11 protein-coding genes are annotated in these 13,794 nt (G+C 64.2%); 9 read left to right on the forward strand and 2 right to left on the reverse strand.

Annotated features, from left to right (window positions below; genetic code table 11):
* Positions 1–140 precede the first annotated feature (140 nt).
* Entirely contained in the window at positions 141–1,553 is a 1,413-nt protein-coding gene (locus ABIB00_RS03205; RefSeq protein ID WP_354103347.1) for an MFS transporter, read from the reverse strand.
* Between the two features lie 237 nt (positions 1,554–1,790).
* Here ABIB00_RS03205 and ABIB00_RS03210 point away from each other — a divergent pair, with 237 nt between their 5' ends.
* Both ABIB00_RS03210 and ABIB00_RS03215 read left to right on the forward strand, forming a co-directional pair.
* Positions 1,791–3,026, forward strand: coding sequence for an LLM class flavin-dependent oxidoreductase (locus ABIB00_RS03210; protein ID WP_354103348.1), 1,236 nt, complete (start codon positions 1,791–1,793; stop codon positions 3,024–3,026).
* Positions 3,027–3,090: 64 nt separating this feature from the next.
* The gene (locus ABIB00_RS03215) at positions 3,091–4,467 is read left to right on the forward strand and encodes a cytochrome P450 (RefSeq protein ID WP_354103349.1); all 1,377 of its coding nucleotides are present in this window, start codon (positions 3,091–3,093) and stop codon (positions 4,465–4,467) included.
* Between the two features lie 137 nt (positions 4,468–4,604).
* On the opposite strand, the gene ABIB00_RS03220 is transcribed toward ABIB00_RS03215, so the two are convergent.
* Positions 4,605–5,444: an SDR family NAD(P)-dependent oxidoreductase gene (locus ABIB00_RS03220; protein ID WP_354049066.1), complete on the reverse strand. Its 840-nt coding sequence runs from the start codon at positions 5,442–5,444 to the stop codon at positions 4,605–4,607.
* A 194-nt stretch (positions 5,445–5,638) separates the two neighbouring features.
* Between ABIB00_RS03220 and ABIB00_RS03225 the strand changes: the two genes are divergently transcribed.
* The 7 genes from ABIB00_RS03225 to ABIB00_RS03255 all read left to right on the forward strand — a co-directional run bounded on the left by ABIB00_RS03225 (position 5,639) and on the right by ABIB00_RS03255 (position 13,729).
* Positions 5,639–6,604 (forward strand): sensor histidine kinase, encoded by a 966-nt coding sequence (locus ABIB00_RS03225; RefSeq protein ID WP_247442051.1) that lies wholly within the window; start codon positions 5,639–5,641, stop codon positions 6,602–6,604.
* Between the two features lie 198 nt (positions 6,605–6,802).
* The gene (locus tag ABIB00_RS03230) at positions 6,803–8,539 is read left to right on the forward strand and encodes a putative bifunctional diguanylate cyclase/phosphodiesterase (RefSeq protein ID WP_354103350.1); all 1,737 of its coding nucleotides are present in this window, start codon (positions 6,803–6,805) and stop codon (positions 8,537–8,539) included.
* 237 nt (positions 8,540–8,776) lie between these two features.
* The gene (locus ABIB00_RS03235; protein WP_354103351.1) at positions 8,777–9,961 is read left to right on the forward strand and encodes a substrate-binding domain-containing protein; all 1,185 of its coding nucleotides are present in this window, start codon (positions 8,777–8,779) and stop codon (positions 9,959–9,961) included.
* A 168-nt stretch (positions 9,962–10,129) separates the two neighbouring features.
* The gene (locus ABIB00_RS03240; protein ID WP_354103352.1) at positions 10,130–10,921 is read left to right on the forward strand and encodes an ABC transporter ATP-binding protein; all 792 of its coding nucleotides are present in this window, start codon (positions 10,130–10,132) and stop codon (positions 10,919–10,921) included.
* Positions 10,918–11,640 (forward strand): branched-chain amino acid ABC transporter ATP-binding protein, encoded by a 723-nt coding sequence (locus ABIB00_RS03245; protein ID WP_354103353.1) that lies wholly within the window; start codon positions 10,918–10,920, stop codon positions 11,638–11,640. The genes ABIB00_RS03240 and ABIB00_RS03245 overlap by 4 nt, the downstream gene beginning before the upstream one ends.
* Complete coding sequence (locus ABIB00_RS03250; protein WP_247351609.1) at positions 11,637–12,647, forward strand: branched-chain amino acid ABC transporter permease; 1,011 nt, start codon at positions 11,637–11,639, stop codon at positions 12,645–12,647. The genes ABIB00_RS03245 and ABIB00_RS03250 overlap by 4 nt, the downstream gene beginning before the upstream one ends.
* Entirely contained in the window at positions 12,644–13,729 is a 1,086-nt protein-coding gene (locus tag ABIB00_RS03255; protein ID WP_354103354.1) for a branched-chain amino acid ABC transporter permease, read from the forward strand. The genes ABIB00_RS03250 and ABIB00_RS03255 overlap by 4 nt, the downstream gene beginning before the upstream one ends.
* Positions 13,730–13,794 lie beyond the last annotated feature (65 nt).

A 13,794-nucleotide genomic window follows, 5' to 3' on the forward strand; every position in this document is an offset into this window, starting at 1 on the left:
GGCAGCTCCTGACAGGCGACGTTCAACGTCCACCCAAACCAAATAGTTGCTGCAGTGCAAAATAAAAAGACCGTGTGCTGTCGATGACCTCCTAAATCGCGGGAGAACCTGCGGAAATCCGCTCGTATTAACGCAATGCCTCAACTTCGTGCAGAGACGCGGCGCATCCACGCCAGGAATGCGGCACAGATCATGATTAACGTCACAAACAGCGCGAGCGAGACGAGAAATCCTGCGCGCGCTGATTGCAGCGCTTCGACGGCGAAGAACACCGCACCGATTGCGGCCACTCCGGCCGCATTTCCGATCTGCGCCGTCGTGCCGTACACGCCAGACGCCGAGCCTGCCGCAACCGGTTTGACTGTCGAAAGCACCGCGCCCGAGAGCGGCGCCATCACCAATCCCTGGCCGTAGCCGAAGATGATCATGGTGAGCGCGAGCAGGAGCGCCGACGGCGTGTCGTCATAAAGCACGACAAGCGCAAGCGCGACGAGGCCCGCGATCTGAAGCGCGCATCCCTCGATCAAGGCTTTGGTGTAGCGATGCCGCGCGCGTGCGCTGCTGTGGCGCGAGGCCACGACGAAAGCGAGGGCGAGCGGAATGAAGGCCGTGCCGGCCGCGAGTGGGGGGATTTTCAGTCCCCGCTGCATGAACAGCGTCATGACCAGGTAGAACGAGAGATTTGCAAAGAAGAAAAAGAACGCCGCGCCGAGGCCGCGCAGGAAAGCGGCGTCCGCCAGCAAGGTCAGGTCAATCAGCGGCATGCCGCCGGCGCGTGCCACGGCATGCTCCAGTTTCGGGAACGCGAGGAGAATCACGGCACCGATCGCCATCACCGCCCACAACCACGGCGCCCAGCCGATGTCGTGGCCGAACAGCAGCGGTCCGATCAGGCACAGCAATCCAGCGAACAGAACGATACTGCCCATGATATCGAGCCGCGTGCCGGCGCGACGCGGCACCGAGGGCATGATGCGCCACGCCGCAGCCGCGATGACGAGACCGCAGGGTACATTGACGAAGAACACCGAGCGCCAGCCGGTGCCGGCGAGATCGATCGTGACCAGGAGCCCGCCGAGAAGGAAGCCGGCGGCGCCCGCGAGCCCGAGCACGATGCCGTAGATGGCGAAGGCGCGGTTGCGCTGTTCATCCGCGAACAGGAGATGCAGCGTCGCCAGCACCTGCGGCACCATCAGCGCGGCGGTCGCACCCTGCGCCAGCCGGGCGATGATCAGCTCAGCGCCTGACAGCGCGAGGCCGCACCACAGCGACGTCAGGGTGAAGCCGAGCAGGCCGGCCAGAAAGACGTTATTGGTGCCGTGGATGTCGCCGAGCCGGCCGCCGGTGACGACCAGCGTGGCATAAGCGATCAAGTAGATAGCGACGACGGATTCGATCTGCGCCGGCGTTGCGTGCAGATCGACAGCTATCGTGGGGATGGCAACGTTCACGATGAAGGCATCGACGCCGAACATGAACTGAGCGGCCACGACGATCGCCAGCACCCACCAGCGGCACGACGAATCGATCTGCTTTGTGACGGTTTGATGCATCGACGCGCGAACCCTTCGGATTTCACCGCGTCGATGCTCCCAGATCGGCGTCATCCGCGCGATTACCTCCGAGGTAGGAATCGCGAGGTCTCACTTCTTCCCCGGAGAGAGGAGAAGGGGCAGCTCCATCGCATGCCTGCATTCCGTCGCGCGGGACATCGCACGATTGCCTTCGCTGTCTCCAGCACGTAGCTTCGCGCCACAAACAAACAAAAAATCAAAGCCGGAGAGAACGCCATGGCGCGCCTGAAGTTCGGAGCCTTCCTTGCCCCGCATCACCCGATCGGTGAGCATCCGATGCTCCAGTTCCGGCGCGATCTCGACCTGGTCGAGCAGTTGGACAGCCTCGGCTATGACGAGTTCTGGTGCGGCGAGCATCACTCTTCCGGCTGGGAAATGATCGCCTCGCCCGAGATGTTTTTGGCCGCGGCCGGCGAGCGCACCAAGCGGATCAAGCTCGGCACCGGCGTGGTGTCGCTGCCCTATCACCATCCCTACAACGTCGCGCAGCGCATGGTGCAGCTCGACCACATGACCGGCGGCCGCGCCATTTTCGGCTCCGGGCCCGGCGCGCTCGCCTCCGACGCACATACGCTCGGCATCGATCCGATGACGCAGCGCGACCGTCAGGACGAGGCGATAGGGGTGATCCGCCGCCTCTTCAACGGCGAGCGTGTCACCGCCAAGAGCGATTGGTTCACCATGAACGACGCCGCGCTGCAGCTCCTGCCGCTGCAGGAGGAGATGCCGTTCGTGGTGGCCTCGCAGATCTCGCCTTCCGGCATGACGCTCGCCGGCAAATACGGCATCGGCATCATCTCGCTGGGTTCGATGACGACGCAGGGTTTGATGTCGCTGCAGCAGCAATGGCAGTTCGCCGAGGATGCCGCCCAGAAGCACGGCACCACAGTCGATCGCGCGAACTGGCGCGTGCTGCTGACCTGGCACGTCGCCGAGACACGCGACCAGGCTCGCCGCGAGGCCGGCCCCGGCCTGCTGCGCTGGCACAATGAATATAACGTCGGCACGCTGCAGCGGCCGGGCCTGACCGCGTTCGCCTCACCCGACGAGGCCGTGGACAAGACCGCCTTCGTCGAGGGCGCTGCCTCCGTCATCGGCACGCCCGACGATCTCGTCAAGATGATCAAGAATGTGATGCAGGTGTCCGGCGGTGTCGGCGCCGTCATCGGCTTCGTGCACGACTGGGCCAATCCGGAGAACACGCGCCGGAGCTGGGACCTTGTCGCGCGCTACGTGGTGCCGGAGATCAACGGCTATATCGACGGCTTGCGCAAGTCGCAAAAATTCGTGATCGAGAACCGCGCGATCTTCGAACGAGCGGGACAGGCCGTGATGGCCAAGATCATGCAGAATGAGAAGGCCGCCGAAGCGTTGAAGGTGACCGGCGCCGGCCGCGTTGCGATTCCGGCCGTCAACGCGCCGGATTTGCAGAAGGAAGCGGCGAAGCGGTAAGCGCAGAGTCATCGTAGCCGGATTGTGCTATGCTGGCCGGGTCTAGCCAACCGGAGCAATCGTCATGTCGATGCAGAATGTGGCCGCCCCTGCGCTCGGCTTCACTCCGCCCAAGCGCAACGAGCTGACACACATCCCCGGCGACGAAGGCTGGCCGATCATCGGCAAGACCTTTCAGGTGCTCGCCGACCCCAAGGGGCATATCGAGGCGAACGGCGCCAAATACGGCCCGGTCTATCGCACACATTTTTTCGGCGAGACCAATGTCGTGCTGCTTGGCCCCGAGGCCAACGAACTCGTGCTGTTCGACCAGCAAAAGCTGTTCTCGTCCACCCACGGCTGGAACAAGGTGCTTGGCCTGCTATTTCCGCGCGGCCTGATGCTGCTGGATTTCGACGAGCACCGGCTGCACCGCAAGGCGCTGTCGGTCGCGTTCAAGTCCGGGCCGATGAAGTCGTATCTGGGCGATCTCGACCGCGGCATCGCCGCGCGCGTCGCGCAGTGGAAGGCGAAGCCCGGCGAGATGCAGCTTTATCCGGCGATGAAGCAGCTCACGCTCGATCTCGCCGCGGCGTCCTTTCTCGGCGCCGATATCGGGCCGGAGGTCGACGAGGTCAACCGCGCCTTCGTTGACATGGTCGCCGCCGCCGTCGCCCCGATCCGCCGGCCGCTGCCCGGCACGCAGATGGCGGCCGGCGTCAGGGGCCGCAAGCGCATCGTCGGCTATTTCCGGGAGCAGATTCCGCTGCGACGCGGCAACCACGGCGGCGATGATCTGTTCTCGCAGCTCTGCCGCGCAACCCACGAGGACGGCGCGCTGCTCTCGGAACAGGACATCATCGACCACATGAGCTTCCTGATGATGGCGGCGCACGACACGCTGACATCGTCGCTGACGTCGTTCGTCGGCGAGCTCGCGGCAAACCCCGACTGGCAGGACAAACTGCGCGCGGAAATTTTGGCGCTGGAGCTCGCCCCCGATGCGCCAAGCAGCTTCGACGATCTCGAAAAGATGCCTCTGTCGGAGATGGCGTTCAAGGAAGCGCTGCGGATCAAGCCGCCGGTGCCCTCGATGCCGCGCCGCGCGATGCGCGATTTCACCTTCAAGGGCTTTACGATTCCGGCCGGTACCGCGATCGGCGTCAACCCGCTTTACACCCATCACATGAAGGACATCTGGCCGGAGCCGGATCGCTTCGATCCTTCTCGCTTTTCCGAAGAAGCCCAGCGCAACCGTCACCGCTTCGCCTGGGTGCCGTTCGGGGGCGGCGCGCATATGTGTCTCGGCCTGCACTTCGCCTACATGCAGGCGAAATGCTTCGCGCGGCACTTCTTGCAGAACATCGAGGTGTCGCTGGAGCCAGGCTACAAGCCGGACTGGCAGATGTGGCCGATCCCGAAGCCGCGGGATGGGTTGCGGGTAAGGGTGAAGGCGGTCTAGTGCTCGCCTCTCGTGTCCCGGACGCGCGAAGCGCGAGCCGGGACCCAGAATCTTGAGTCACATTCAGCTCTGAGAGATGGGCCCCGGCTCTGCGGTGCGGCACTTCGCGCCGCACCGCGTCCGGGGCACGAGAGCGCCTACGCCCCCTGATCGAACGCCTTGCGCAGGGCCACGTAGCCCTGCTGCTGCTGAGTCCAGTTGCGGCCGCCGGTCATCGCGCCGTCAATGACGAGGTCATGTCCGTTGATGAAGCTGGATTCGTCGCTGGCCAGGAACACCGCGGCATGAGCGATGTCATCAGGAAGGCCGGCGCGCGGGATCGGCTGCGCGGTCTTGTAGACTTCGCGCATTACCGCCGGCGTCTTCTCCGCCGCATCGGTCGAAAGCCCGAGCGCCTTGCCGAAAATGCCGGTCGCGATGGCGCCGGGCGAGATTGAGTTGACGCGCACGTTGGACTCTCCGAGTTCCATCGCCACGCATTTGGTGAGATGGATCACCGCCGCCTTGGCCGCACCATAGACCATCGAGGACGAGAAACCGGCGAGACGGCCAGCGATGCTGCCGTTGTTGATGATGCTGCCAAAACCCTGCTTCTTCATGTGGGGCGCGGCGTGCTTCATGCCGAGCATGACGCTGCGCACCAAGGTCGCCATCGCCGCGTCGAAGCGCTCGACCTCGAGGGCTTCGACGCCACCGGTCTGCGCCGGGCCGCCGGCATTGTTGAACAGGCAGTCGATGCGGCCGAATTTGTCCACCGCGAGCCCGATCAGCGCCTGCATCTGCGCTTCGACCGTCACATCCGTCTGGCGGAAGACGCAAGCCGCCCCGAGCTGCTTCGCCAGCGCCTCGCCTTCCGGTATACGCCGGCCCGCGATCACAATTTTGGCACCTTCGGCAACGAAGACTTCCGCAGTCCGCAACCCGATCCCGCTCGTCGCGCCCGTGATCACCGCGACCTTGCCATCCAGCCTGCCCATGGAATGTCCCTGTTTTCGAACCTCTTGAACCCAAATGGCGGACACCGATCGATCCCGGCGCCGCGACACTCGGCGCCGCAGCAGGCACTATTCCTGCCGGCTTCCGACAAGGCAAGCTTTGCTTGCGCCGGCGGCATGCGTAACATTCCCGGCGACCGCTCGATTGTCGCACGCATATCGCAACCGGACTGCGCATGGGGAAGCTGATCGACGAATTCCGCAAGGGCTGGCGGGGCGCGGCACCGCCATCGCTCGGCTTGAGCCTTGCGTTTGCGGTCACCTGCCTGCTGGTTGCGACGCTGGCGCGGTGGGCTCTCGCCCATATGCGGCCCGACGTCTATTTCACGCCGTATTTCCCGGCCGTGTTCTTTGCGGCCGCGTTCGGCGGCTTCCGCATCGGCGTCATCACGGCGCTGGTCGGCGGCGTGCTCGGCGTGGTCGTGAATTTCGGCGATGCCTTGGCCGATCCCTCGCGATTTGCCCTGCTGGCGCTCTATTGGGCGGTCTGCGCGCTGACCATCTGGGGCGTCGAGCACTATCGCTCGCTCCTCGTCGAGCAGCGCCGGATTTCCAGACGCCTGATCGAGGAAGAAGACTACCGCAAGCTGCTGGTCGACGAGCTCCAGCACCGGCTGAAGAACAAGCTGTCGACGGTGCATGCCGTGCTGCATCAGGTGTTGCATGATCAGCCGCAAATCTGGGCCCGGATTGATCCGCGGCTACGCTCGCTTGCCGCGACCGATGATTTGATCTCGCGGATCGACAAGGCCGGCTGCGACATTCGCGACCTCCTGATCTCCGAGCTCGGCCCTTACGGCCATGTCCGCTTCTCCCTCAACGGCGACCGGCTGTTCCTGCCGCCGAAGCTCGCGGTCACCCTGTCATTGATGTTTCACGAGCTCGCCACCAACGCAGGCAAATATGGCGCGTTCTCCGCGCCGCGCGGATTGCTGCAGGTGTCATGGACAGTCAGCGACGACCGTCTGACCGTCACCTGGGATGAAACCGAGGGCCCGAGCGTGGACAAGGTCTCCGAGCCCGGTTTCGGCACCAAGCTGTTGAAGTCGGCACTGTCAGCCTTCGACGGCAAGTCCGAGGTCTTCTATCTCAGGACCGGACTTCATTGCACGATGCAATGCCGCATCCCCAAAAGCGGTTAGACACAGCGCAAACGAAAGCCGATCGCGCGCGGTTTCGCTGGGCGCGTTGACCCGCTGTTAATGACGATGGGCTGCGCGCGTCGCATCGCCGCAAAACACCCCCGTATTTCTCCGGACCCCTTAACCAAACTTAAGAGGGAACTGCGCAAGATCGCGCCATTGCAAATGCGCGCTGAAACAACAAGATTCATGACTTCTATGAACGACAACAAATATTCCGGCGCGAGTGAAGCCGAACTCGGATTCCTCAAGGAAATCGTTAGAATGCTGCCTGCCGGCCTGACCGTGCAGGACGCGCAAGGCGAATTTCTCCTGGTCAACGATGTCGCGGCCGCCCAGCTCGGCATGGACGGCAGCCGTCCCTCACCCAACCTCACGCCGCGCCGGGAAGCTTGCCAGCGGGCCCTGAGCTCCGGCCAGCCGGTCGTCGCCGAGGAAGCGCTCCACGACGGAGCCGCACGCCAGGTGCTGCTCACCACCCATCGTCCGATCCGCCTCGACGGACGCGAACTGCTGATCTCGGCCTCCTCCGACATCACCGAGCAGAAGAATTTCGAGGACCAGCTGTTCCGCTCGGCGTATTTCGACGAGCTGACCGGCCTGCCTTCGCGGCGCGTGATCGAACATCGCGCCACCAGCCTGCTCGCGCAGGGTCGCGCCGGCGAGCGCTTTGCGCTCGCCTTTCTCGACGTCGACAATTTCAAGCACATCAACGATTATTACGGCCACGCCGTCGGCGATGCCCTGCTGGCCGAGCTGTCGAAGCGGCTCGGGCGCGACTTGCGCGATTCGGACATGCTGTCGCGCATCTCCGGCGACGAATTCCTGCTGCTGCTGTCGCCGATCCAGAGCCAGGAGGAAGTCGCCGAATTCATGCAGTCAACGCTGGAGCGGCTGACGGCGCCGTTCTTCATCGACAATTCGGAAGTCTTCGCCTCCACCTCCGTCGGCATCAGCCTCTATCCCGATCACGGAAGCAGCTTCGAGACGCTGCGTCAGAACGCCGACATCGCGATGTACCGCATCAAGAATGACGGCAAGGGATCGGCGGCCTTCTTCGACTCCAGCATGGAGCGCGAGGCGCTGGCGCGGATGAAGATCGAGCAGTCGCTGCGGCAGGCCATTCTGGAGAAGCGCTTCTGCTGCGCCTTCCAGTCCAAGGTCGACATCCGCACGCAGGACGTGAAGGGCATCGAGGCCCTGGTGCGGCTCCGCGACGACGAAGGTGTGATCCAGGCACCCGGCTCGTTCATCAATCTTGCCGGCGAACTCGGGCTGATCGACGAGCTGACCCATCTCGTGCTCGCCGAAATCGTCAAATCGATCGACCTGATCAACGAGACGTTTGGCGCGGAAGCGACCATCAGCATCAACGTCGCGGCCAAGCAGGCCGGCAACCCCGAATTCATGCGCAGCTTTGCGCAGGCGCTCAACGACACCGGCTTTCCGCAGCGCTTCATGATCGAGGTGACGGAAGACGCCTTCGTCGCCAAGAATCATTTCCAGGCCGAAATCCTGCCGATGTTCCGCAAGCTCGGTGTCGGCATCTCGATCGACGATTTCGGCACCGGCTATTCCTCGCTCTCTGCGCTCGCCGACATCACCGCCGACGAGATCAAGATCGACCGCTCTTTCATCACCGACATTCACAAGCGCCCGCGCAACCAGGGCATCCTGCGTGCGATCGAATCCTTGAGCGAAGCGCTCGGGATGACCGTGATCGCCGAAGGCATCGAATCCTACGAGGAGCTCGCCTATCTCCAGGCTGCAACCAAGATCCGCTACGCGCAGGGCTATTATTTCGCCCGGCCGATCTTCCTGGAGGAGCTGAAGCTCGCAACGCCCGTCTCCAGCGAGGCCCGGGCGAACGTCGCAAGCCGGCCGACGCAGCAGAACCGCCAAGGCTATTCGCGCGCGAGCGGCTATCGGCGGTAACCGCTCCGCCTTCCACACCCTTGCTTTGCAAAGCATGCTCAGCCCGATCCGAGGTAACATCAGCGCACTGGCAGGTCCGGCGCTGCCGATTTCTTCGGCAGAGGCAAGCCGCCAGGCACGCGTCAACACGGTGTCACACGCGCTCCCCGCGCAAGGCGGCCGTAAGGTGTAATTGCAATGTTCGTACCGTTGTGCAAATCGCTATGGCCGAGAAACGTTAAATCAGGAGGGACCATCGTGCGTCGTTCACTCATCATAACAACAGCCATTCTCGCCTTCGCCGCGAGCACCTGCGCACAGGCCGACGATCTCAAGATCGCGCTGATCTACGGCAAGACCGGCCCGCTCGAAGCCTACGCCAAGCAGACCGAGACCGGCCTGCAGATGGGCTTTGAATACGCCACCAAGGGCACCATGACGCTCGACGGCCGCAAGATCGTCGTCATCACCAAGGACGACCAGGGCAAGCCCGATCTCTCCAAGGCCGCGCTCGCGGAAGCCTATCAGGACGACAAGGTGGACATCGCGATCGGCACGACCTCGTCGGCCGCGGCACTCGCGATCCTGCCTGTCGCCGAGGAGAACAAGAAGATCCTGATCGTCGAGCCCGCGGTCGCGGATCAGATTACCGGCGAGAAGTGGAATCGCTACATCTTCCGCACCGCGCGTAACTCGTCGCAGGACGCGATCTCCAACGCGGTCGCGATCGGCAAGCAGGGCGTCACCGTGGCGACGCTGGCGCAGGACTACGCGTTCGGCCGCGACGGCGTCGCCGCCTTCAAGGAGGCGCTCGCCAAGACCGGCGCGACGCTGGCCGCCGAAGAATATGCCCCGACCTCGACCACCGACTTCACCGCGGTCGGCCAGCGCCTGTTCGACGCGCTGAAGGACAAGCCGGGCCGCAAGGTGATCTGGGTGATCTGGGCCGGCGCCGGCAATCCTCTGGCAAAGCTCCAGGACATGGACCCGAAGCGCTACGGCATCGAACTGTCCACCGGCGGCAACATCCTGCCGGCGCTCGCGGCCTACAAGGGCCTGCCCGGCATGGAAGGCGCCACGTATTATTTCTATGAGATTCCGAAGAACCCGGTGAACGACTGGTTCGTCGCCGAGCACCAGAAGCGTTTCCACTCGCCGCCGGACTTCTTCACCGCGGGTGGCTTCGCCGCCGCGATGTCCGTCGTCGCCGCCGTGACCAAGGCGAAGTCGACCGACACCGAGAAGCTGATTACCGCGATGGAAGGGCTGGAGTTCGACACGCCGAAGGGCAAGATGATGTTCCGCAAGGAAGACCATCAAGCGCTCCAGAGCATGTATCACTTCAAGGTCAAGGTCGATCCGAACGTCGCCTGGGCCGTGCTCGAGCCAGTGCGCGAGCTGAAGATCGAGGACATGGACGTTCCGATCCGCAACAAGCGCTGAGTTGTCTTGCTTCACCTCTCCCGCTTGCGGGAGAGGCCGGGAGAGGGCTCTGTCCTCTTGTGGGTTCTCGCCTGAGGAGGCACCCTCTCCCCAGCCCTCCTCCGCAAGCGGGGGAGGGAGCGCACCGCGACCGCGGATCGTTTCCTCCTCTCATCATTTGCCAGACCAATGACGCCGACCCTCGAAACCCGCGACCTGACCATCCGCTTCGGCGGTCATGTCGCAGTCAACAGCGTCACCTGCAGCTTCCGCCCCGGCGAACTCACCGCGATCGTCGGCCCGAACGGCGCCGGCAAGACCACCTATTTCAACCTGATCTCCGGACAGCTTCGCGCATCAACCGGCAGCATCCTGTTCGACGGTACCGACATCACCCGGCACTCGGCGCCGATGCGGACGCGCGCAGGCCTGGGGCGCGCCTTCCAGCTCACCAATCTGTTTCCGAACCTCTCGGTGGAGGAAAACGTCCGCCTCGCCGTGCAGGCCGCCGACGGCACGCATTACGACATGCTGCGGCCCTGGACGGTCCGCCGTGAGCTGATCGCCCGCGCTGATGCGATTCTGGATCAGGTCGCGCTCGGCGGCCGCCGCGGCGTGGCCGCGACCGCACTGTCGCATGGCGATCAGCGCAAGCTCGAGGTTGCGCTGATGATTGCGCTGGAGCCGAAGGTGTTCATGTTCGACGAGCCAACCGCAGGCATGAGCATCGACGAGGTGCCGGTGGTGTTGAACCTGATCGCGCAGCTCAAGCAGGATAAAAGCAAGATCATTCTCCTCGTCGAGCACAAGATGGACGTCGTCCGCTCGCTCGCCGACCGCATCATCGTGTTGCATAACGGGCAACTTGTTGCCGACGGGCCACCGGCCGAGGTGATCGCCTCACCGATCGTGCAGGAGGCTTATCTGGGCGTCGCACCCAGGAAAGCTGCAGGGGAGAAAGCTGCGGGGAGCGCGGCATGACCGACCTGCTCCAGCTCTCCGGCGTACACACCCATATCGGCCGCTATCATATTCTCCAGGGCATCGATCTCGCCGTCGCGCAGGGGCAGACCACGATGCTGCTCGGCCGCAACGGCGCCGGCAAGACCACGACGCTGCGCACCATCATGGGCCTCTGGCAGGCTTCTTCCGGCGAGATCAGCCTCGCCGGCGAACGCATCGAGAGCCGTGCGACGCCCGACATCGCGCGGCTCGGCATCGGCTACGTGCCGGAGAGCATGGCGGTGTTTTCTGACCTCACGGTGAAGGAAAATATGGTGCTGGCGGCGCGCGACGGACCGCTGGACGACGCCCAGCTCGACTGGATTTTTGGTTTCTTCCCGGCGCTGCGCCGGTTCTGGCTGTCGCGCGCGGGGAGTCTCTCGGGCGGACAGAAGCAGATGTTGTCGATTGCCCGCGCCATCATCGAACCGCGCAAGCTCTTGCTGATCGACGAGCCGACCAAGGGGCTCGCACCCGCGATCGTGATGGCGCTGATCGAGTGCCTGAAGGAGATCAAGCGGAAGGGCGCCACCATCCTGATGGTCGAGCAGAATTTCTTTGCCGCGCGCGAGCTCGGCGACAACGTGCTGGTGATGGACAACGGCACCATCGTTCATCGCGGCGAGATGGCGGCCTTGGCCTCCGACGTACCGCTGCAGGAACGACTGCTCGGCCTGAGCCTGGAGGCGCATCAGTGACTGAACTCGCCGCAACCGATCCGCTGCCGAAGCCGAAGCGCGACATCGCGCCGATCCTGCTGCCGATCGCGGTCGCCCTCGTGATGATCCCGCTGATCGGCTCCCCCAGCACCTGGCTGACGCTGACGGCCGCGAGCCTCGCCATGGGCATGATGATCTTCATCATGGCCTCCGGCCTCACGCTCGTGTTCGGCCTGATGGACGTGCTCAATTTCGGCCATGGCGCCTTCATCGCGGTCGGCGCCTATGTCGCGACCCTGGTGCTGGCGCCGTTCGCGGCCTCCCTTCAGGCGGATTCGCTGTGGATGAACCTCGCGGTGCTGGCGCCGGCGGCATTGCTGTCGATGGCGGTCTCCGGCGCGCTCGGCCTGATCGTCGAGCGGGTGCTGATCCTGCCGGTCTACGGCCAGCATCTAAAGCAGATCCTGATGACGACGGGCGGCCTGATCGTCGCCGAGCAGACGCTCTATGCGGTGTGGGGGCCGCAGATCATCCCGACGCCGCTGCCGACCTCGCTGCGCGGCTCCTTCATTTTCGGCGACGTCGCGATCGCCAAATACCGCGTGCTGGCGATGCTGATCGGCCTCGCCGTCTTCATCGCGATCCAGCTCGTGCTCAACCGGACCAAGCTCGGACTTCTGATCCGCGCCGGCGTCGAGAACCGCGAGATGGTCGAGGCGCTCGGCTATCGCATCCGCCGCCTGTTCCTCGGCGTGTTCATGACGGGATCGGCGCTGGCCGGCCTCGGCGGCGTGATGTGGGCGCTGTATCGCGAGCAGGTGCACGCCTCCATGAGCGACGACCTCACCGTCTTGATCTTCATCGTCGTCATCATCGGCGGCCTCGGCTCGATCGGCGGCTGCTTCATCGGCGCGATCCTGGTGGCGATGGTCGCCAATTACGGCGGCTTCCTGCTGCCAAAACTCGCTCTCGTCTCCAACATCCTGCTGATGGTCGCCATTCTGATGTGGCGGCCGCGCGGCCTCTATGCGGTGACCAGCCGATGATGATCCTCTCGGGCGATCCGCCGCGTAGCCGCGTCCTCACGCTCGTTCTCGTCCTCATCATCCTGGCGCTGGTGGCGACGCCGTTCCTGTTCCCCGGGGCGAAGGCGTTGAACGTTGCGGCCAAGATCTGCGTCTTCGCCGCGCTGGTCGCCTCCTACGATTTGCTGCTCGGCTATACCGGCTCGGTGTCGTTCGCACACACCATGTTCTACGGGATCGGCAGCTACGCGATCGCGATCGCACTGTACGGGATGGGCCCGAATTGGGCCGCGGTTGCAACCGGCATCGTCGTCGGCCTGCCGCTTGCCGCGCTGCTTGCGCTTGCGATCGGACTGTTCTCGCTGCGGGTCGCCGCGATCTTCTTTGCCATGATCACGCTCGCGGTCGCATCCGCCTTCCAGGTGCTGGCCTCGCAGCTGTCCTGGCTGACCGGCGGCGAGGACGGCCGCAGCTTTCAGTTGCCGGAGCTGCTGCGCCCCGGCACGGTGCTGATCTCCAGGAACGTGCTCGGCTTCGAGATCAACGGCCGCATCCTGACCTATTATCTGCTGTTCGCCGTCTCGGCGGTGATGATCCTCGCTTTGCTGCGGGTGGTGAACTCGCCGTTCGGGCGCGTGTTGCAGGCGATCCGCGAAAACCGTTTCCGCGCCGAGGCGCTCGGCTTCCGCACCGTCTTCCACCTGACCTACGCCAACTGCCTCGCCGCACTGGTGGCCGCCGGCGCCGGCATCCTCAATGCACTGTGGCTGCGCTATGCCGGCCCCGATACCTCGCTCAGCTTCTCGATCATGCTGGACATCCTCCTGATGGTCGTGATCGGCGGCATGGGCACGATCTACGGCGCGATCATCGGCGCCACCATTTTCATCCTTGCCCAGAACTATCTGCAGTCGCTGATGGGCGTCGCTTCCAAGGCGGCGTCGGAAGCCGGCCTGCCGCTGCTGCCGGGGCTGTTGCATCCCGACCGCTGGCTGCTGTGGCTCGGGCTGCTCTTCATCGCCAGCGTCTACTTTTTTCCGACCGGCGTGGTCGGGCGGCTGCGCAATGGCGGTGGCGACAAGAGCGCTGATACCTCGCATTAACGCGCGGTTAGTGATGCAGCGCAGCGGCTTGCTGAACACGACTGGGATCGCGCCACGAGATTAAT

Origin of the sequence: Bradyrhizobium sp. LB14.3 (assembly GCF_040547985.1) — a bacterium.
GTDB lineage: Bacteria > Pseudomonadota > Alphaproteobacteria > Rhizobiales > Xanthobacteraceae > Bradyrhizobium.